The organism is Chryseobacterium sp. GW823-FHT05E08 (genome assembly GCF_058795655.1).
This window is the reverse complement of record NZ_JBXAHY010000002.1, coordinates 200,628-219,452: the sequence shown is the minus strand read 5'-3', so window position 1 is coordinate 219,452 and position 18,825 is coordinate 200,628. Positions and strand designations below refer to the sequence as shown.

General features: G+C 34.2%; 18 protein-coding genes. 13 read left to right on the top strand and 5 right to left on the bottom strand.

The features are described 5' to 3' along the window. The first annotated feature begins 5 nt into the window (after nt 1-5). The 10 genes from AC1Q7L_RS06905 (at nt 6) to AC1Q7L_RS06860 (ending at nt 8,659) form a co-directional block, all read left to right on the top strand. Complete coding sequence (locus AC1Q7L_RS06905; protein WP_492304844.1) at nt 6-1,622, top strand: DUF6973 domain-containing protein; 1,617 nt, start codon at nt 6-8, stop codon at nt 1,620-1,622. Between the two features lie 10 nt (nt 1,623-1,632). Next, nucleotides 1,633-1,941: a hypothetical protein gene (locus tag AC1Q7L_RS06900; RefSeq protein WP_492304843.1), complete on the top strand. Its 309-nt coding sequence runs from the start codon at nt 1,633-1,635 to the stop codon at nt 1,939-1,941. Between the two features lie 90 nt (nt 1,942-2,031). Further along, the gene (locus tag AC1Q7L_RS06895; protein WP_492304842.1) at nt 2,032-2,484 is read left to right on the top strand and encodes a hypothetical protein; all 453 of its coding nucleotides are present in this window, start codon (nt 2,032-2,034) and stop codon (nt 2,482-2,484) included. 44 nt (nt 2,485-2,528) lie between these two features. After that, nucleotides 2,529-2,963: a hypothetical protein gene (locus AC1Q7L_RS06890; RefSeq protein WP_492304841.1), complete on the top strand. Its 435-nt coding sequence runs from the start codon at nt 2,529-2,531 to the stop codon at nt 2,961-2,963. Between the two features lie 108 nt (nt 2,964-3,071). Continuing rightward, nucleotides 3,072-4,538: a DUF5687 family protein gene (locus AC1Q7L_RS06885; protein WP_492304840.1), complete on the top strand. Its 1,467-nt coding sequence runs from the start codon at nt 3,072-3,074 to the stop codon at nt 4,536-4,538. A 1-nt stretch (nt 4,539) separates the two neighbouring features. Next, entirely contained in the window at nt 4,540-5,262 is a 723-nt protein-coding gene (locus AC1Q7L_RS06880; RefSeq protein ID WP_492304839.1) for an ABC transporter ATP-binding protein, read from the top strand. A 33-nt stretch (nt 5,263-5,295) separates the two neighbouring features. Continuing rightward, entirely contained in the window at nt 5,296-6,231 is a 936-nt protein-coding gene (locus tag AC1Q7L_RS06875) for a Dyp-type peroxidase (protein ID WP_492304838.1), read from the top strand. A gap of 195 nt (nt 6,232-6,426) precedes the next feature. After that, entirely contained in the window at nt 6,427-6,993 is a 567-nt protein-coding gene (locus AC1Q7L_RS06870) for an RNA polymerase sigma factor (RefSeq protein ID WP_492304837.1), read from the top strand. Further along, nucleotides 6,974-7,588, top strand: a complete 615-nt coding sequence (locus tag AC1Q7L_RS06865) for a hypothetical protein (protein ID WP_492304836.1) — start codon at nt 6,974-6,976, stop codon at nt 7,586-7,588. The genes AC1Q7L_RS06870 and AC1Q7L_RS06865 overlap by 20 nt, the downstream gene beginning before the upstream one ends. Before the next feature lie 30 nt (nt 7,589-7,618). Next, entirely contained in the window at nt 7,619-8,659 is a 1,041-nt protein-coding gene (locus AC1Q7L_RS06860) for an outer membrane beta-barrel protein (protein WP_492304835.1), read from the top strand. 84 nt (nt 8,660-8,743) lie between these two features. Here the strand turns inward: AC1Q7L_RS06860 and fumC are convergent, their stop codons facing one another. After that, entirely contained in the window at nt 8,744-10,138 is a 1,395-nt protein-coding gene (gene fumC, locus AC1Q7L_RS06855; protein WP_492304834.1) for a class II fumarate hydratase, read from the bottom strand. 333 nt (nt 10,139-10,471) lie between these two features. On the opposite strand from fumC, the gene AC1Q7L_RS06850 reads away from it, so the two are divergent. Then, complete coding sequence (locus AC1Q7L_RS06850; RefSeq protein ID WP_492304833.1) at nt 10,472-12,079, top strand: fumarate hydratase; 1,608 nt, start codon at nt 10,472-10,474, stop codon at nt 12,077-12,079. Nucleotides 12,080-12,264: 185 nt separating this feature from the next. Next, nucleotides 12,265-12,543, top strand: coding sequence for a hypothetical protein (locus AC1Q7L_RS06845; RefSeq protein WP_072409013.1), 279 nt, complete (start codon nt 12,265-12,267; stop codon nt 12,541-12,543). A gap of 98 nt (nt 12,544-12,641) precedes the next feature. Here the strand turns inward: AC1Q7L_RS06845 and AC1Q7L_RS06840 are convergent, their stop codons facing one another. Continuing rightward, nucleotides 12,642-13,511 (bottom strand): helix-turn-helix transcriptional regulator, encoded by an 870-nt coding sequence (locus AC1Q7L_RS06840; protein ID WP_410691962.1) that lies wholly within the window; start codon nt 13,509-13,511, stop codon nt 12,642-12,644. 151 nt (nt 13,512-13,662) lie between these two features. Between AC1Q7L_RS06840 and AC1Q7L_RS06835 the strand changes: the two genes are divergently transcribed. Then, nucleotides 13,663-15,726, top strand: a complete 2,064-nt coding sequence (locus AC1Q7L_RS06835) for a T9SS type A sorting domain-containing protein (protein ID WP_492304832.1) — start codon at nt 13,663-13,665, stop codon at nt 15,724-15,726. Between the two features lie 142 nt (nt 15,727-15,868). Here the strand turns inward: AC1Q7L_RS06835 and AC1Q7L_RS06830 are convergent, their stop codons facing one another. The 3 genes from AC1Q7L_RS06830 to AC1Q7L_RS06820 all read right to left on the bottom strand — a co-directional run bounded on the left by AC1Q7L_RS06830 (nt 15,869) and on the right by AC1Q7L_RS06820 (nt 18,781). Beyond that, a complete protein-coding gene (locus AC1Q7L_RS06830) occupies nt 15,869-16,300 on the bottom strand; it encodes an organic hydroperoxide resistance protein (protein ID WP_492304831.1) in 432 nt (143 codons plus the stop codon). A 135-nt stretch (nt 16,301-16,435) separates the two neighbouring features. Beyond that, a complete protein-coding gene (locus tag AC1Q7L_RS06825) occupies nt 16,436-17,443 on the bottom strand; it encodes an alpha/beta fold hydrolase (protein WP_492304830.1) in 1,008 nt (335 codons plus the stop codon). A gap of 39 nt (nt 17,444-17,482) precedes the next feature. Beyond that, nucleotides 17,483-18,781 carry an epoxide hydrolase family protein gene (locus tag AC1Q7L_RS06820; RefSeq protein WP_492304829.1) on the bottom strand — a complete coding sequence of 433 codons (1,299 nt, stop codon included), beginning with the start codon at nt 18,779-18,781 and terminating at the stop codon, nt 17,483-17,485. Nucleotides 18,782-18,825: the final 44 nt, after the last annotated feature.

Here is an 18,825-nt window from a genome sequence, read left to right as displayed (position 1 = left end):
AACAAATGAAAAAAAACAACTATCTGATGCTGTTAGCATTAGTCTTACTCCTTTTTAACTGTGGAACAGAATTAGAGACTACTCATCAGTCTGATGAAAGCAACCATTCAGAAAGGATTCATCAAAAAATCAATAGTAATGATTTCAAGAAAGAAACACAATTGCAATCAATCAGTGATTTCTCCCAAGTAAATCTTTTACTCAAGAATAATAAGGCAGATTCTGATTTTCTTAGGAGATTCAGAATAAGTGAATCTTCCATCTACAAAATGGATGTCAATAATGTAGAAACCTATTCTCTTCGTGCATATAATATTTTTGAAAGAGCTGATAATGTTTACAATTTAGTATATCGTAAAAAAGACGATAAAACAGAATTTTCTATTGTAAAGATATTATCTGATGAAATTATTCCGGTTTATGATTCTGAAAAAGGAATTTTAACCAAAGTTAGCAGCCATTCGACTTCAAAAACTTGTACAGATTTTTATTCAGTTGAGATCTGGCATTGTAAAGAAGGAGTATCTTGGTCTCAATGCGATAAATGTGATCAATGTCTTTATTACAGCTCGGGCTATACTTCATATGAATGTGGAGGCGCAGGCGGAGGAACAGGCGGAGGTGGCGGATCTAATCCAGGCGGAAATACAGATCCTGGAGGTGGAGGTGGAGGAACGGGAGTCTATGACCCAAGTGGATATACTTTTGATCCTAACATCCCTCCTACATTTGATAAAGACTACATAAGAGCAGTAAGAGCCTCTGCTTTTTTTAATCAGTTGGATTTTTATGGCGCTCAAGTTTGGCCGAGTCAGCATCCCGAAATTTACTGTGCAATACTGGAGTATTATCTAGATCAACTTCCAGCGCTAGCCGCACCACAGAATACGAATGCATTGAATTTCGCAAATTGGTCTGTGAATTTTTTTGTAGAAAATCCTACAGTTTCTTGGGAGCAATATGAAAAATGGTTTTTGAATCCCAATGTAGATAGTAGTATTTCTAACGAAGTAAGAAGTTATCTTTCAGAAACCAGTCTTATATTACCAATATTTACAGTAAATGATTTTCCTGGTAAAGATGAAGGGATGCCATTTGAGTGGTGGAAGGATAATGATTGGATGAAAAATAATATTAGGGTAAATGGCTTACAACCTAATGAACAACCTAATTCAACTGAGATAATGTTATTCGGATTATACCCTACTCAAGCAAGTTTTCATATAAAAAATTCAAACAATGCACTAAACACGGCTAACCAGTTAGTATCAAATGGAAAATACTCACACATACATAATGGAAAGGCTGATGCTTTTAGACATACTTTTTGGAATGCTTTAGATTCGGCAGATTTTGGAAAAAAAATAACTTTGCTTTTTACTAAGGCACATGAGGTCGGATCTTCAAATCATCCTCTTGAAACACAAATGGATTTGCACAACAATCAACAAGGAGCGGACTTAGGAGCAAATTATGGTATATTTACATCAGCTACTACAATTAAAGATGCAGTAATTAATATTATGGATTATACTTCAAATATTTGGTATTTGTTACCTCTTGCTAATCATGATGGGAATAATATTTTACCAAATACACAAATAAAACCTATCAATCAATAATATAAATATTATGAAAAAAATATTTTTTTTACTTCCTATTTTACTTATTATTTCATGTAAAGAATATAAAGAGATTGTTATTAAAGACGCTTCTAAAGATACTTTAATTGAAATTCAAAGTAATAGCGAAACTCCTGCTGCCTTAGTTTTTAATGTAAATGGTACTATAGATGATACATGTAAAATTATGGGTGTATCAATAAACAAAAACGACTTTGGAAAAGATATTTTTGTAGATGCATATAGTAAAAAATTATCATTAGATTATAAAGCATTTAAAGTGAAAAAAGGCAGTATTATAATTAAATACAAATATTAAATTACAATATGAGTATCAATTATTATGTGAGAAATAGAAATGTTTAAAAATCGGGTTTTATTTATTTGCCAACTTATATCTATAGTAATTTTGTGTTTTATTATAAAATATAGAATTTTAGCATTTGATGCAGTCGAACACGCAGATGATCTTCCGGATTATTATATCCCTTTAAAAGAAGCTATTGGCGAGTATGTTTATATACCCCATAAAATTCCGGAATTCGGAAGAGATGATTATAGATATCTTGATTTAAGAAAAGGAGATACTTTAAAATTAGAAATCAGGAGCGATTCTTCATTTACGTTTAATTATTTTTATCACGATAAAGCTATTAAAATAAAGAGTTTCACAGATAAATTTACGGTATCTCCTGTACATAAAGATATATTAATATTGAGAAAATATCCTGATGGATCAGATTATCACGGAGGCACCAGTGGATTTAAAAAAGGAGAAAAAACTTATTTCTATCTACGCTTACGTAGTCCCAACGATCCAACGGAATATGAATATAATTTGTATTATCAAAAAGTAAAATAATTTAATAACCGCTGAGCATCGTGCGGTTTATATAAAAAATGTTAATGAAAAAAATAATAATACTTACACTTCTATTTCTATTCTTTTTTAGTTGCAAGCCTTTGCAAAAACCAATACTAGGAACATGGAAACTGTCAAGTATAGTAAATAGTGAGGATATTTATGCTTCTCGCTCGTCATTAATTTCACAAAATGTTGAAAGTAATATGACTTTAACTATAAAAAATGATGGGACATTTATTTCAAATGGAAATTTATGTACAGGAGATTGGCTAAAAACTAAAGAAAATTATTCAAAAGGAAGATTTTATATGCCTCAATATATGAAAATAGAAAAAGCCTTTCGATTAGAGTCTACCGAATGCCCTGGAATAGGTGGTGATCATCGTCTTAAATTAAATAATGGAAAATTAGAATTATATTATCCTTCTGTTACAGGATATAGAATCCAAATATTTGAAAAAATGATAAATAAATAAAATATAAACCGTAGAAAACTCTGCGGTTTTATTTTTGATTTCTACATAGATTCCTTGAAAATCTGTAACATATTCTGCATTCCACTTACTAATGTAAAAAAGTAAGCTATGTTTGTAAAGTTCTTAAGGCTAGAAATAAAAAGTTTTTTTCGCGGTACTTCTGTTGGGGTAAATTTGGCCATGAAGATCTTACGGTTTATGGGGATTCTTTATTTTATGGCATGTTTGGTGGGAGGCGCTTTTGCTGCTTTCTACCTTGTTCAGGAGAAAATGAATGCTGATCCTTTAAAAGTAGTTTCAAAATTCATGATTATTGTCTGGGTGGTAGATTTAATTGTCAAATACATGTGGCAAGAGATGTCTACACAAAACATCAAACCTTTTCTTACACTGAATATTTCTAAGAAAACATTGGTCAATTACATGTTGATCAAAACATTTTTATCGGTTTTCAGTTGGATAAATTCTTTATTTTTCATCACGTTTTCTATTATTGCGCTATTCAACGGATACGGATTTGTAGAAGTTTTGTCGTGGTTTATTGGAGTTTCTTTACTTTTCTACCTTAATAATTTCATCAATATACTTTTCAATAATAAAGAAACGATTGCTATCGTAATTGGCTCTATATTCTTAGGATTAGGACTTTTGACGTATTATAATATCATCCCTCTTCTGTCTTATTCTGAAACCTTCTTCTATGGTTTTTATACAAAACCTTATTTAATTTTAATACCAATTGTTTTGTTTTCAGGACTTTGGTGGATTTGTTTTAAACATGTTTATCAGGAATTTTACTTGGATCAGGGATTAGAAGCAAAAAAAGCGATCGGAAGAACAGAAAATATTGCTTTTTTAAATAAATACGGCGTACTCGGAACGTTTATTAACAATGATATCAAGTTATTAAGACGTAATAAAGTGGCCAAAGGAATCATTTTAGGGAGTTTTCTGTTTATATTCTATGGATTGCTCATGTTCAGTTCCTCAGTCTATAAAACGCCTTACATGATGATGCTTATGGGACTTTTTGTGACGGGTGGTTTCCAGTTTTTATTTGGGCAGAGAGTTCCTGCTTTCGACAGCTCTTATTATCCTTTGATGATGACTTTAAATGTTCCTTATAAAGAATATTTGAAAGCAAAATGGTGGTTAATGAATATTGTTACAGGAGTTTCAATGATCATTGCTGTATTTTATGCTTATTGGGGTTGGGAAATCTACATTACTTTCTTCGCTGCTGGATTATATAATATTGGGGTTAATTCTCAGTTTACATTGTGGTCTGGAGCATTTAATAAAACTCAAATCGATCTTAATTCCAGAGAAAAAAGGATTGGACAAAAAAATAGTTTCAATATGAAAGCTTTGCTGTTACTAATTCCAAAAATGCTTTTACCGATGGCTGTTTTCGGAGTTTCAAAATATTTCTTCGGAATGACTGTCGGAGTGGTAAGCATTGCCATTTTAGGATTAATTGGATTTTTATTGAGAGAAAAAATATTCGATACCATCGTAAGACATTATAAAAAAGAGAAATACAGTACGTTAGACGCATTCAAAAACAAAGATTAATATGATTACTATAAATAATTTATCTAAAACATACGGAACTGCGACTGTTCTGAATATCGAAAATATTGAAATTCCCAACGGAGAAACTTTCGGTCTTGTCGGAAATAACGGAGCGGGAAAAACAACTTTATTCAGCTTAATGTTAGATCTGATTCAGGCTACAACAGGTTCTGTAAGCATTGACGGAATTAAAGTAAGCGAATCCGAAGCCTGGAAAAGCAAAGTTTCAGCTTTCGTGGATGATACTTTTTTAATTGGTTATCTGACTCCGGAAGAATATTTCTATTTCATTGGTGAATTGAGAGGGCAGAATAAAGCTTCTGTAGATGAGTTTTTAAAACAATTTCACGATTTGTTTAATGGAGAAATTTTAAATTCAGGAAAATACGTTCGTGATCTTTCAAAGGGAAATCAGAAGAAAGTTGGAATTGTAGGCGCAATTATCGGAAATCCTGAAATTATTATTCTGGATGAGCCTTTTGCTAATTTAGACCCTTCCACACAGATTAAACTGAAGAATTTAATTAAAGAATTATCAAAACAAGATGGGGTAACATTCCTTATTTCAAGTCATGATCTTTCGCATACAACAGAAGTTTGTAACAGAATTGTTGTTGTAAATAAAGGTCAGTTGGTGAAAGATATTCAAACCAATCCTGAAACTTTGAAAGAATTGGAGCAGTATTTTGCAGATCAGGTTTCCACTCCGGCTGAGGCTATTTAATTCAAATTTTTAAGTCTAATATTGATTGAATTCATGAGCATAGAATCACAAAACGTTACCGATTATCCCAATAGCAATACCATTTTTATGGTTTGGAAGCTGAATGATGATCCTAAGTTAAAAGATGTCTTTCAACAATTATGTGCATTAGTTTTAAACTTAAATAATTCTGTGTTTAACAGGTTTCCAGACAGCCGGGCTAGTTGTGTGATGGGAATTAGTTACGAAGCTTGGAAAAAATTAGACCTTCCAACACCAATGCCTAAGGAATTAGCCACTTTTGAAGAAATTAAGGGTATAAAACATACCGCTGTTTCTACTCCCGGAGATCTCCATTTTCATTTAAGAGCAGATAATAAAAGCATTATTTTTGATATGGCGATCGAGATTTCAAAATTGCTGAGTCCTTTTGCTGAAAGTATTCTTGAGATTAATGGATTTAAATATTGGGATGCCCGCTCGATCTTAGGTTTTGTTGACGGAACGGAAAATCCACACGGAGAAGACAGAGATCATTTCGCAAAAATTGGTGATGAAGATCAAGATTTTAAAGGCGGAAGTTATCTTTTTGTTCAAAAATATCTTCACAATATGGATGCCTGGAAAGGTCTTTCAACAGAAGAACAGGAAAAAGTGATCGGGAGATCAAAAGAAAATGACATTGAGATGTCAGACGATGTCAAGCCTTCAAACTCACACATCGCTTTGGCGAATATTGAAGGGGAAAATGGTGAAGAACTAAAAATCGTAAGAGATAATATGCCTTTTGGAAGTCCTTCAACAAATGAGTTCGGGACGTACTTTATTGCGTATTCAAGCACATTTGCAACGACTAAAAAAATGTTGACCAATATGTTTATCGGAGATCCGGTTGGCAACTACGACCGGATTTTGGATTTCAGCACAGCAGTTACGGGAACGCTTTTCTTTGTTCCGACGAGAAATATGTTGGATGAATTTTCAGGATAAAGAAATTAAATAATATATAAAAGGTCAGAACATGTTTCTGGCCTTTTTGTTTTTTATAATCATTTGGTTTGTAGATTATTGTATTTGCTTGTTGAATAGAGAAAAATATTAATTCAAAATCTTTTTTAATAAAAATATATTTTTGTGTAACCTTTTTAGGTTTTCGTTGTCTTTACAATAGAAACAGTTTTAAGAATGAAAATTTTGTTCGGAAATAAAAAAGAAGATTTACTGAGCCGTCTTAAGAAACAAGATCCGGCTGCTCAGAAGATTTTCTATGAGCAGAACGTTAAGAAGTTCCTGAGCGTGGGCAAAAGCTACATCACAGACCTGTATCAGGCGGAAGATTGTATCATCAAAGCTTTCTGTAAAATTTTTAAACATATTGAAAGTTTTCGTGGTGATGGTAATCTCGAAGGATGGGCAAGAAGAATTGTAGTGAATGAATGTCTTAATTTTATCAAAAGCCACAAAACGGTTTTTTACATAGACGATATCAACCCATCTTTTTTGGTAGAAGTTCTGGATGATGAAATTACCATTGATTTCGATGCCCAAGAACTTTTGAATCAGCTTCCGGATGCTTACAGAATGGTTTTCAACTTGTATGTTCTGGAGGGTTTCTCGCATCAGGAAATTTCCGAGACATTACAGATTTCTCTGGCGGTAAGCAAGACACAGCTGTTTCGAGCTAAAGAGAAGTTAAGAGTACTTTATCTTCAACAACAAAAAACAATGAGAAATGAGCACGCACAAAGATAATTTAGAACATCAGATAAAAAAACAGATAGAAGAAAGAGAAATTGCTCCTTCAAGAGATCTGTGGTCTGAAATTGAATTACAGAAAGAGCAGAAAAAATCTGGATCTTATATGACTTGGGTTTGGGCTGCGGCAAGTATTGTTCTGGCTTTTGGTTTGGGTTTCGTTCTTTTTTCAAATCATTCAGGGAAAGAAAAAATTCAACATACAGAAATTTCAGAAATAAAAAATATGCCCGCTCAGGAAAAATCTTTTGAAGATGTAAATAAAGATACAGAGCCGGCTTATGCAGATAAAAATACAGCTCCCGAAAATAAAGATATTTCAACTAAAATCATCGATGAAGTTCAACCTTCAAAAGTTTTAGCAGAAAAGAAATTGATACTTCCGCAAAAAGAAGGTACACAAATAATTGTTCCACAACTTCCTAAAATTAAAACTGAACAAATTATGGCTCAGGCAGATTCTTCAAAGATTCCTGCGAAAAGAAAAAAATATGTAGACCCTTCCACATTGCTTTTTTCTGTTGAGCATAAAGATGTGATTGAAAAAACTAAAGAAAGCAACGTGGCAAGCGTTGATCTGAACGGAAAATAAAACTCATTTTAACTATAAAAAATTAATAATATGATCAAGAAAATTATCATGATGGGATTCCTATGCGTATTATCCACATCAATGTATTCACAGAGAAAATCATTATCAGTAAACCTTCAGTCAAAAAATGATACCGAGGTAAGCCCTATTGTAAAGGAAAAAGTAGATGAATATGCCAAAAAAATAGATACTATCATTCAGGAAGAGAAAAAGCTGATGGAAGCAGAATTACTTACGCTCCAATCAAAAAACCTCGACAAAACAGAGTTTGATAAACAAAAATCACTCATTGCCGATCGTTTTTCTGAAAAAATTGATACAAGAATTGAAGAATTGGGCTTTGATCTTGACAATGTGATTCAAAAACAGGTAAGATATTCACTTCTTAACTCTGATGTTACTTCTAATGAAGAGTTAAAAGCACAATTGATGAAAAAATTCAGACCAACGAAAAGTCTTACAGGATATTTTTCTTACGGAATCATGAATCTTACGAATTCTAAAGTTGATAACGACTTAGATAAAAACTTAGGTTACGCCGGAAATTTTGAATTTGGACTAAAACTTAATTATCAGTTTGGAAGAACAAGCTCATGGGGATTGATTTCAGGAATTGGTTTTTCTTGGAGAACTTTAAATATTGATAACAATATGTTTTTCATGAAAGATCTTAATGCCAATCCTGTGCTGGCTCATTATGATAAAGGATTAAGCAAAAGTAAACTGAGAACGGGATATATCATGGTTCCGCTCGGGATTCAGTATAATTTTTCGAAGATCAAAAATGCAGGATTGGATGTTCAGTACAGAGATTATAATAAAGGTTTCAAATTGGGAGCGAATGTTTACGGTGGGGTAAAAATGGCTACCAATAATATTATAAAAGGAGATGGAATCAGTGACAGAGATAGAAGTAATTATCAGGTGAGTCCTTTTATTTATGGAGGACAATTCACGGTTTCTTACGATGATTTCAGCATTTTTGTGAAAAAAGATTTTGGTAATTTCTTCAAAAATGGAAATTTTGAAAATGATAAAGCTTTAGTTTTTGGGGTAGGACTTTGGTGGTAGAAAGACACGTAACCATTCATATATAAAAAAACGCTGGGAAAAATTTCTCAGCGTTTTTACAATATAATAATTAAATCTAATTTTTTATTTTAAACTTCCCACCATATCTTCCGGCTTTACCCACTCATCAAATTGTTCAGCAGTTAAAAATCCAAGATTTACCGCTTCTTCTTTCAACGTTGTTCCGTTTTTGTGAGCTGTTTTTGCAATTTTTGCTGCATTTTCATAACCGATGTGTGTATTCAAAGCAGTAACCAACATCAGAGATTTGTCAACCAATTCTTTAATTCTTTCATTGTTAGGTTCAATTCCAACAGCACAATGATCATTAAATGAAATACATGCATCAGCAATTAACTGTGCAGATTGCAAGAAATTATAAGCCATTACGGGTTTGAAAACATTCAATTCATAATTTCCCTGAGTCCCTGCGAATGAAATTGTTGTATCATTTCCTAAAACCTGTGCACAAACCATTGTTAATGCTTCATTTTGGGTAGGGTTTACTTTTCCAGGCATAATGGATGAACCCGGTTCATTTTCAGGAATATGAATTTCACCAATTCCTGAACGCGGGCCAGAAGCCATTAACCTGATATCCTGTGCAATTTTAAATAAAGAAACTGCCAGTTGTTTTAAAGCTCCGTGAGATTCAACAATAGCATCATGAGCCGCCAAAGCTTCAAATTTATTTTCAGCGGTTACGAAAGGAAGATTGGTGAATTTTGCGATATATTCCGCCACTTTTACATCATAACCTTGTGGTGTATTTAAACCTGTTCCTACTGCAGTTCCACCTAAAGCAAGCTCAGAAAGGTGAGGTAATGTGTTTTTTAATGCTTTTAAACCGTAATTTAACTGAGCCACATATCCTGAAAACTCTTGTCCTAAAGTTAACGGAGTAGCATCCATTAAATGCGTTCTTCCAATCTTTACAATATCTTTAAAAGCAGCAGATTTTTCCGATAAAGTATCTCTTAGTTTTTCAACCGCAGGAATTGTTACTTCAACAACCTTTTTATAAGCTGCAATGTGCATTGCTGTTGGATAAGTATCGTTGGATGATTGTGATTTATTCACGTCATCATTGGCATGAATTTCAGATTTATCACCTAGATTTCCTCCATTATTAACGTGAGCTCTGTTAGAAATAACCTCATTCACATTCATGTTAGATTGCGTTCCTGAGCCAGTTTGCCAGATTACTAACGGGAATTGATCGTTTAATTTTCCTTCTAAGATTTCTTCGCAAACTTTAGCGATCATATCTCTTTTTTCAGCAGGAAGAACTCCCAGATCAGTATTGGTGAAGGCAGCTGCTTTTTTTAAATAAGCAAAAGCTTCGATAATTTCGTGGGGCATTGAACCTTCAGGACCAATCTTAAAATTGTTTCTTGAACGTTCCGTCTGTGCTCCCCAAAATTTATCAGCAGGCACTTGAACCTCACCCATGGTGTCTTTTTCTATTCTGTAATTCATTGTGATTGAAATTTTTTAATTTTAATTTAACCACAAAAGACACAAAAGATTTAGTTTAAATTTTATAATAAAAATCTTTAAAGTTCACAAAAATGAGAATCATAGATTTTCAAAAACTAATGTGTTCTTTTAAAACACTATTTAATTAAACTTAAATTATACTAATATGTTTAAAAACTTTTGTGCCTTTTATGGCTAAAAATAAGTTTCTATAAAATTAATCATAAACTAAGAATCCCGCAATTTATAATCATTATAAATATCAATTCAAGTCACTGATTTTACTCATGTTTTTTTAGGTAAGCCGTATTTTTGCACCAAGAAAAAATTGAAATGGAATTTAGATATCAGGATCCGTACCCGATTCAAAAGGACGATACGGTTTATAAAAAGTTGACTTCAGAGTATGTGAAAGTTGAAAAACTAGGAGACAGAGAGATCTTAACAATCGATCCAAAAGGATTGGAGTTATTGGCTGAAGAAGCTATGGCAGATGTTTCTTTTATGCTTCGTTCGTCTCACTTAGAAAGTTTGAAAAGAATTATTGATGATCCTGAAGCTACTGATAATGACAGATTCGTTGCCTATAACTTATTACAGAATGCTGCTGTAGCAGTGGAAGGAGCATTGCCTTCTTGCCAGGATACAGGAACTGCTATCGTGATGGGTAAAAAAGGAGAGAACGTTTACACAGGCGTTGATGACGGTGAATATTTAAGTAAAGGAATTTACAATACATACCAAAAAAGAAACTTAAGATATTCTCAGGTAGTTCCTTTGAATATGTTTGATGAGAAAAATTCTGGTTCAAATCTTCCTGCACAAATTGATTTGTATGCTAAAAAAGGAGATTCTTATGAGTTTTTATTCTTAACAAAAGGTGGTGGTTCTGCTAACAAAACTTTCTTATATCAAAAAACAAAGTCTTTGTTGAACGAAAAATCTTTGGAAGCTTTTGTAAAAGAAAGAATTTCAGATTTAGGAACAGCTGCGTGTCCGCCTTACCACTTAGCTTTGGTTATTGGTGGAACTTCTGCTGAAGCGAATTTAGCTACGGTAAAGAAAGCATCTGCAAAATATTACGATAACCTTCCTACAGAAGGAAATGAAGCGGGTCAGGCTTTCAGAGATCTGGAATGGGAAGCTAAAGTTCAGAAAATCTGTCAGGAAAGTGCAATTGGTGCTCAGTTTGGTGGGAAATATTTAACTCACGATGTTCGAGTAATCAGACTTCCTCGTCACGCGGCTTCTTGCCCGGTTGGAATGGGAGTTTCTTGTTCGGCTGATAGAAATATTAAAGGAAAAATCAATAAAGATGGTATTTTCTTGGAGCAATTGGAAGAAGATCCGAAAAGATTCTTGCCTGCAACACCTCCACACTTAGAGGAAGCGGTTGAGATCAATTTGAATAAACCAATGCCTGAAATTTTAGCAGAGCTTTCAAAATATCCAATCAAAACAAGATTAAAATTAAATGGGACATTGATTGTTGCAAGAGATATTGCTCACGCAAAGATCAAAGAATTGTTGGATGCAGGAAAACCAATGCCTGAATATTTCAAAAATCACCCGATTTATTACGCGGGACCTGCAAAAACTCCGGAAGGAATGGCTTCAGGAAGTTTCGGGCCAACAACAGCGGGTAGAATGGATGTTTATGTAGACGAATTCCAAAGTCATGGCGGAAGCATGGTGATGCTTGCAAAAGGAAACAGAACAGCTGATGTTACTAACGCTTGTCATAAATACGGAGGATTCTATATTGGCTCAATTGGTGGACCTGCGGCAATCTTAGCAAAAGATAATATTTTGTCTGTTGAGGTGGTTGATTTCCCTGAATTAGGAATGGAAGCGGTGAGAAAAATTGAGGTGAAAGATTTCCCAGCATTCATCATTACCGATGATAAAGGAAATGATTTCTTCGCAAATCTTGCCCATTAAATAAGCAGACGTCAATGATATTAATTATAGAAATCCTGACCAAAGCTATAAGTCTAATTTCTAACATCTAATATCTAACTTCTCTCTAAATTAGTTTAAAATAAAAATAAATAATGAAAATAGGGCGCTGATCTTTTGTTTAAAAAAGAAAAAAGTTCTATTTTTGCCTAAAATATATAAGAAAAATGATGTTATCAGCATTTTGGCCGTTTTATCAGTTCCTTTGGACAATCTACTTTGTTACAATGTTCCTTGTAGGATTCTGGTGTATCTTTATGTTTTTTGGATTGGTAATCCCAATGTGGTTAAGTGAAGGTTTGATGGAATACTTCGGTAAAGTAAAACCTTTTGATCCGGAAGATATCAGAAGAAAAGAACTGAATGAGCAGAAGGGAGTAGAAGTGATCTTCAGCAACCCTAAAGGAAACGGACCTTTCTTACACGATAGTCACGGACATCATTAATTGATTGTCATTGCTTTTTCACATGAATTCTGAAAAAGTAATATCAAAGCAAAACAACATATATAAACCACTTAATTTATTAGGTGGTTTTTCTGTTTTTATCCGTTTCTTAAAGTTTCAGGAGAAACTCCGTATTTCTTTTTGAATGCTCTTGTAAAGTTTTGAACGTATTCGTAACCGCATTCAATGGCGATTTCTTTGATCATGATTTCTTTGTCGATGATCATTTTTTTAGCTTTAAGCATTCTTAATTCAGATAGATAATCTGTTACCGTGATGTGATATTGGGCTTTAAATTCTTTTCTTATTTTATTCTGATTAATTCCTATCAACTTTCCTATTTCTTCAACTTTTATATTCTTGTGAAAATTTTCATCAACGAATTTTTTAATAATTGATGGTGTTTTTGGTGAAGTTTCAATCGTGTTTTTTTCATTAAACTGTTCAAAAATTAAAATCAAAAGCTTAATAATCTTCGCTTCAATGAATAATTTCTGCATCACGCCTCTTTTAGAATAGCTTACAATTTCCCTTAAAATGATATGCATTTCTACAGTCATATTCGGAGGAGTTTCTTTGTGAAGAAAAATATAATTGTTTTCGATCATATTTTCCAAAATCTCTGCGCTTTCTCGATTAGATTCAGGATTAATCAGATTAAATATATATTGATAATTGATCTGAATTTGAAGATATTTTAAAACTTCCTGATTTTCTGTCCAAAGTTCAGCCGTACTTTCTTGGGGCGAATAATGAAGAATGTATTGATTTTTCTTGAATTTAAAGTGCGTACCACAATCCTGAGCTTCCAAATTAATATTCGGGCTCAATAAAAAAATAAGATTAAAACTCGATTTACCCTCGATCATATTCGATCTTGAAAACTTGTCAGGGTACGAGTCTTCCTGCATTACGATTTTAATGTCTTCGGATCTGAACAATAATCCATTTTTAGATTGATTCTTCATACGACAGGTTTTTACGGGCATGGTACAATTTAAAACGAAAGCCGGACATCAGATAACAAAAAGTTTGGAAATGATAACTCAAGGTTAAAGATGTCAACTAATTTTGCGCAAAATTAAATTAAATTTAGAATAAATAAAAATAATATTCATTATGTTCGGAAATTTATATTTTGCGATGAAAAAAATTGGGGTGGGGTTAAGATTGCTTACTATCGCAGGAAGTTACTCATACGCACAGCAATGGGAGAATGTTGGATCGGTGCAACCGATTTCGGCAGCAGGAACGAGCCACAATAATTTGGTGGTAGACAATTCGGGAAATTATTTTATTTCTTATTATGATTCATCAGTAACAAAAGGTTCTGTACAGAAATTCAACGGAACTTCTTGGTCTTATGCCGGAGGAAGTGCCGGAATTACATCAGGAATAGCGTTGTACAACTCTTTATCTGTGGATGGTTCAGGTAATATTTATTATACAAATCAGGGAACGGGATTAGAAGTTCGTCAGTTTAACGGAACTGCTTGGTCTCAATTACCAAGTGCAACAACAAGTACGGTTAATTATCATGCTTCAGCAGTATCTCCATCGAATGTATTATTCACTTTTGGTACTCATAATTCAGGAACGGTTCAGCGTTATGTAAACGGAGCTTGGGAGCAAGTAGGAAATACTGGATTCTCTAGTGGAGCTTCATTTGCAGAAATGGTGATCGGAACGAATAACAAAGTGTATACCTGCAACGTAGCAAGTGGAGTAAGAGTATATGAAAATACAACGACTGCAACCACTTCTGACAACTGGGTATTGACGGGCGGAAGTATTGTGGATGCTTCATCTTCAGGAGAAAGTTATACATCAGATATAGCAATTGATGCTAATAATAATCTTTACGTTGCTTATGTTTCAAACGCTGCAAACTCAAGAAAAGTGAATGTTAAGAAATTTGACGGAACTTCTTGGGTACAGTTAGGAAATGCCTATTTTTCTTCAGGAGGTGTTCAGCATGTTGCCATTGCAGTAACTTCTGCTGGCGAGCCTTACGTGGTAGCAAGCCGTTGGGAAAATGATGATTTGCTAAGAAATACAGTTTACAAATTAGATAATGCTACTCAAACTTGGGGAACTTTAGGAGGAAATTTCCTTTCTGACGGACAGGCAACTTACAATGATCTTGCGATCGATAAAGCAAATAATTATCTTGTTTTAGCCTATACAGATGGAGGTTTAAAAGTAAAAAGAATTTCTTTAGGCAGCGCAGCTCAGCTTTGTAATAATACAGATCCGGGAACTAATATTGGTGATTTAGGTTGTGTTACTTTTACCTATAAAGGACAGCCTGTAACGTATACAACGGTAAGAGGATCAGACGGAAAAATTTGGCTTCAGCAAAATTTAGGAAGTGCACAGGTGGCAACTTCTCAGGCTGATGCAGATTCTTATGGAGATCTTTTCCAATGGGGAAGATGGGATGATGGCCATCAGGCAAGAAACTCGGCTACTGTTACTGCTCCTTCAACTAATAATCCAAGTGCATTGGTGGGAGTTAATTCATTTATTATTGGTTCCAGTGCAAGCTCATGGTGGGGTGGAAACGCTTCAAGTGACCAATGGACAGCGAATAACGCTTCAGCAGTAAATCAGGCAATCGGAGCAGATCCTTGTAAAGCAATCGGGCAGGGCTGGAAAATGCCTTCTCAGGCAGATTGGACATCGGCTGTAAACGCAGCATCGATCAGCAATCCAACTTCAGCTTTTAACAGTAAATTAAAATTGCCGGCAGGTGGTTATAGAGGTAGTACAGATGGCGGATTTACCTTTGTAGGACAAAGAGGGTATTTCTGGAGTTCAGATGTAGCAAGCACAGGTGGAAAATATCTTTATGTAGGAACTACCATCGCCAATCCATCTTCTGGGGCTCCAAGAGGTCAGGGTGCTTCTGTAAGATGTATTAAAGATTTTACAGGCTTAAGTACTTCAGATATTAAACTTAATACACTAGGAATTTATCCCAACCCAACCAACGGAATTCTCTATATTAAAGCAGATTCAGCGATTGAAAATATAAATGTAATGAATGTTGTAGGGCAGAAAATTAATGTTAGATTCTCTAATGATCAGATCGATTTGCAGGGACTTCCAAAAGGAATTTACATTGTAGAATTGAAATTGAAGAACGGACAGACTTTCTCAAAAAAAATCAGCAAAAACTAAAGTCCATAGATATTTGATTGATGAACAAAAGGCTTTTTTAAGGCCTTTTGTTTTACATATTAGTTCATTATTAAATTGCAGAAACCCGTTGTGTATGATAAAAATGCACAGCGGGTTTTGCTTAAATAATTGGAATTAAGCTTTAAATAATATTAATTTCTACATTAATATTTCCTCTTGACATTTTTGAATACGGACATGTCTGGTGCGCTTCTTCGGTCAATAATTTTGCGGTTTTGGCATCTATTCCCGGAAGACTTACATTCAGGCGAGCCTGTAAAAAATAAGCATCATCACTCATACAAAGGTCAACTTCTGCATCTACAGCTGTCTCGGCAGAAAGTCTGATTTTTCTCCTTCTCGCTGCAATTCCAAGAGCTCCGATAAAACAAGCTGACCATCCCGCTGCAAAAAGCTGTTCCGGATTTGTTCCTGCTTCATTTCCACCCGGAGTTGACAATTTTATGTTGAGGTTTCCGTCAGAACTTTTAGAAAACCCTTCGCGACCACCTGTAGTGTGAGTTTTTCCTGTGTATAATACGTTTTCTGTTTGTAAAGTTTGATTGTTTTCCATTTTGAAAATATTTAATTGTTATTAATTAGTTTTAAAATTATAGGTCAAAATTAGTTGAGTTTAAAATTGTATGAAATCATAAAATAAGTGAAACAGACAATTTGAAGTGTAAAAAAGACATTCTAAAAAGTGAAGTTATTTTGAATAACCATCAACTTCAATAATTGCATCTGCAAAAGACTTCGGATCTTCCTGCGGAACATTGTGCCCGATTCCTTTTAAGATTTTATGTGAATATTTTCCTGTAAATTGATTTTCGTAAGCCTTTCCGTCAATCGCAGCACCGTCAAAATCACTGCTGATTGTAATGGTAGGAACGCTGATTTTAGGTCTTGACTGAAGTTTTTGCTCCAATTCATCATATTTTGTTTCTCCTTTTACTAAAGACAATCTCCAACGGTAATTATGAATAACAATCGCAACATGATCCGGATTGTTGAAAGATTGTGCCGTTTGATCGTATGTTTCTTTACTGAAATTCCATAATGGTGAAGCGGTTTTCCAAATTAATTTATTGAATTCATACGTATTGTCTTTATATCCTTTTTCACCACGCTCGGTTGAAAAATAATATTGATACCACCAACCCAATTCCGCATTTGGAGAAAGAGGTTTTTTATTCGCTTCAAGATTGGTAATTAAATATCCGCTCACGGAAACCAAACCTTTTATTCTTTCCGGATAAAGTACAGCCATCACGTCCGCAGTTCTCGCCCCCCAGTCAAATCCGCCAATAATCGCTTTGTCGATTTTTAAAGCATCCATTAAAGCAATAATATCATTCGCAACCGCTGTTTGTTGCCCATTTCTCATGGTTTTATCAGAAAGAAAACGAGTTGTCCCGAAACCTCTTAAATAGGGAGTAATTACTCTGTAACCTTTCGCTGTTAATAAAGGAACAACTTCTTCATAGCTATGAATGTCATATGGCCATCCGTGAAGCAAAATTACTGGAGTTCCATTGGGTGAGCCAGCTTCTGTATAACCAATATTCAGGACACCTGCGTTGATTTGCTTTAAAGTTCCCAGAGAACTTTTCGTTTCCTGTGCATTTAACCCTATAGTAAACAGTAAAATAAGGATAGCGCTGATCAAATATTTTTTAATGAAATAATGATGCTTAGGTATTGAAATGTGGAACATATTATTTAAATTTTTAATTAACATTGATTTGATTTTCTGTTATTTACGGAATGATTTAAAAGCAGCTCTCATTTCCTCAGAGAAAAGTTGAGGTTCTTCCCATGCTGCAAAATGACCACCTTTTTTCACCTCATTGAAGTAAATAAGATTTTTATAACTGCGCTCTGTCCAGCTTTTCGGAGCCTGATAAATCTCTCCCGGAAAAACGGTTACCGCAACAGGAATTTTAATTTCGGATGTTTTTTGCTCTACAACATTGAAATTATTGGTATTGTTTTCCCAATACAACTGCGCAGAAGAAGTAGCTGTATTGGTTAGCCAGTACAATGTAATATCATCCAACATTTCATCTTTGGTAAGAGATTTTTCGGCATTTCCTCCACTGTACGTCCATTCATTGAATTTATCTAAGAAAAAAGAAGCCAGTGCGGTTGGAGAATCTGTGAGTCCATAGCCAAGAGTTTGCGGACGGGTAACCATCATTCCTGCATAACCGCCGCCTTTTGTATACAATTTATTTAATGAAATAAAAGCTGCTTTTTCTTTATCTGATAATCCTGAGGGAGCAGAACCGCCTTCTTTTAAAATATTAGCAATTTCTGCCGGTACGGTTGCGGGCATATTCACATGTATTGCTAGCAGACCTTTTGGAGCCTGACGAGCCATCGCATCTGCAATCACAGAACCCCAATCTCCTCCTTGTGAAACATAATTTTTGTATCCGAGACGCTTCATCAAAATATCCCATGCATTTCCGATTTTTTCCGGTCCCCATCCTGTAGATTTTGGTTTTTCTGAAAATCCATAACCGGGCATTGACGGGATAACAAGATCAAAAGCATCTTCTGCTTTTCCGCCATAAGCGGTGGGATCTGTAAGTGGACCGACTATTTTTAAAAGTTCAAATACAGAACCCGGCCATCCGTGAGTGATAATTAAAGGAAGTGCATTTTTATGCTTTGATTTAATATGAACAAATTGAATATCAAGTCCGTCAATATTAGTTACAAATTGTGGAAGAGCGTTTAGTTTTGCTTCGGCTTTACGCCAGTCGTAGTCTGTTCCCCAATAATTAGCTAAATTTTTGATCTGATCTAATTTTACACCCTGAGACTGATCGATTACCGTTTCTTTATTCGGCCATCTCGTTGTATTGATACGTTGACGAAGTTCACTAAGAGCATTGTCTGAAACATGAATATGAAAAGGACGAATTTCCTCCGAATTTTTATTATTTCCTGTTGCAATCTGTTGTGCAAAACCTGATGTTGAAATAAATAGAAAAGCTGTTGCAGCTATTGTCTGAAAATTTCTTTTATGAGTCTGATTTATTTTCATTGCTATAATTGTTTTAAATTAAAATTATTTTGATTTCTTTAAAA

Bases quoted from the DNA above. Each gene is read 5' to 3' on its own strand.
- AC1Q7L_RS06905 (WP_492304844.1), top strand. From the start codon at position 6: ATGAAAAAAAACAACTATCTGATGCTGTTAGCATTAGTCTTACTCCTT.
- AC1Q7L_RS06900 (WP_492304843.1), top strand. From the start codon at position 1,633: ATGAAAAAAATATTTTTTTTACTTCCTATTTTACTTATTATTTCATGT.
- AC1Q7L_RS06890 (WP_492304841.1), top strand. From the start codon at position 2,529: ATGAAAAAAATAATAATACTTACACTTCTATTTCTATTCTTTTTTAGT.
- AC1Q7L_RS06885 (WP_492304840.1), top strand. From the start codon at position 3,072: ATGTTTGTAAAGTTCTTAAGGCTAGAAATAAAAAGTTTTTTTCGCGGT.
- AC1Q7L_RS06880 (WP_492304839.1), top strand. From the start codon at position 4,540: ATGATTACTATAAATAATTTATCTAAAACATACGGAACTGCGACTGTT.
- AC1Q7L_RS06875 (WP_492304838.1), top strand. From the start codon at position 5,296: ATGAGCATAGAATCACAAAACGTTACCGATTATCCCAATAGCAATACC.
- AC1Q7L_RS06870 (WP_492304837.1), top strand. From the start codon at position 6,427: ATGAAAATTTTGTTCGGAAATAAAAAAGAAGATTTACTGAGCCGTCTT.
- AC1Q7L_RS06865 (WP_492304836.1), top strand. From the start codon at position 6,974: ATGAGCACGCACAAAGATAATTTAGAACATCAGATAAAAAAACAGATA.
- AC1Q7L_RS06860 (WP_492304835.1), top strand. From the start codon at position 7,619: ATGATCAAGAAAATTATCATGATGGGATTCCTATGCGTATTATCCACA.
- fumC (WP_492304834.1), bottom strand. From the start codon at position 10,138: ATGAATTACAGAATAGAAAAAGACACCATGGGTGAGGTTCAAGTGCCT.
- AC1Q7L_RS06850 (WP_492304833.1), top strand. From the start codon at position 10,472: ATGGAATTTAGATATCAGGATCCGTACCCGATTCAAAAGGACGATACG.
- AC1Q7L_RS06845 (WP_072409013.1), top strand. From the start codon at position 12,265: ATGATGTTATCAGCATTTTGGCCGTTTTATCAGTTCCTTTGGACAATC.
- AC1Q7L_RS06840 (WP_410691962.1), bottom strand. From the start codon at position 13,511: ATGAAGAATCAATCTAAAAATGGATTATTGTTCAGATCCGAAGACATT.
- AC1Q7L_RS06835 (WP_492304832.1), top strand. From the start codon at position 13,663: ATGTTCGGAAATTTATATTTTGCGATGAAAAAAATTGGGGTGGGGTTA.
- AC1Q7L_RS06830 (WP_492304831.1), bottom strand. From the start codon at position 16,300: ATGGAAAACAATCAAACTTTACAAACAGAAAACGTATTATACACAGGA.
- AC1Q7L_RS06825 (WP_492304830.1), bottom strand. From the start codon at position 17,443: ATGTTCCACATTTCAATACCTAAGCATCATTATTTCATTAAAAAATAT.
- AC1Q7L_RS06820 (WP_492304829.1), bottom strand. From the start codon at position 18,781: ATGAAAATAAATCAGACTCATAAAAGAAATTTTCAGACAATAGCTGCA.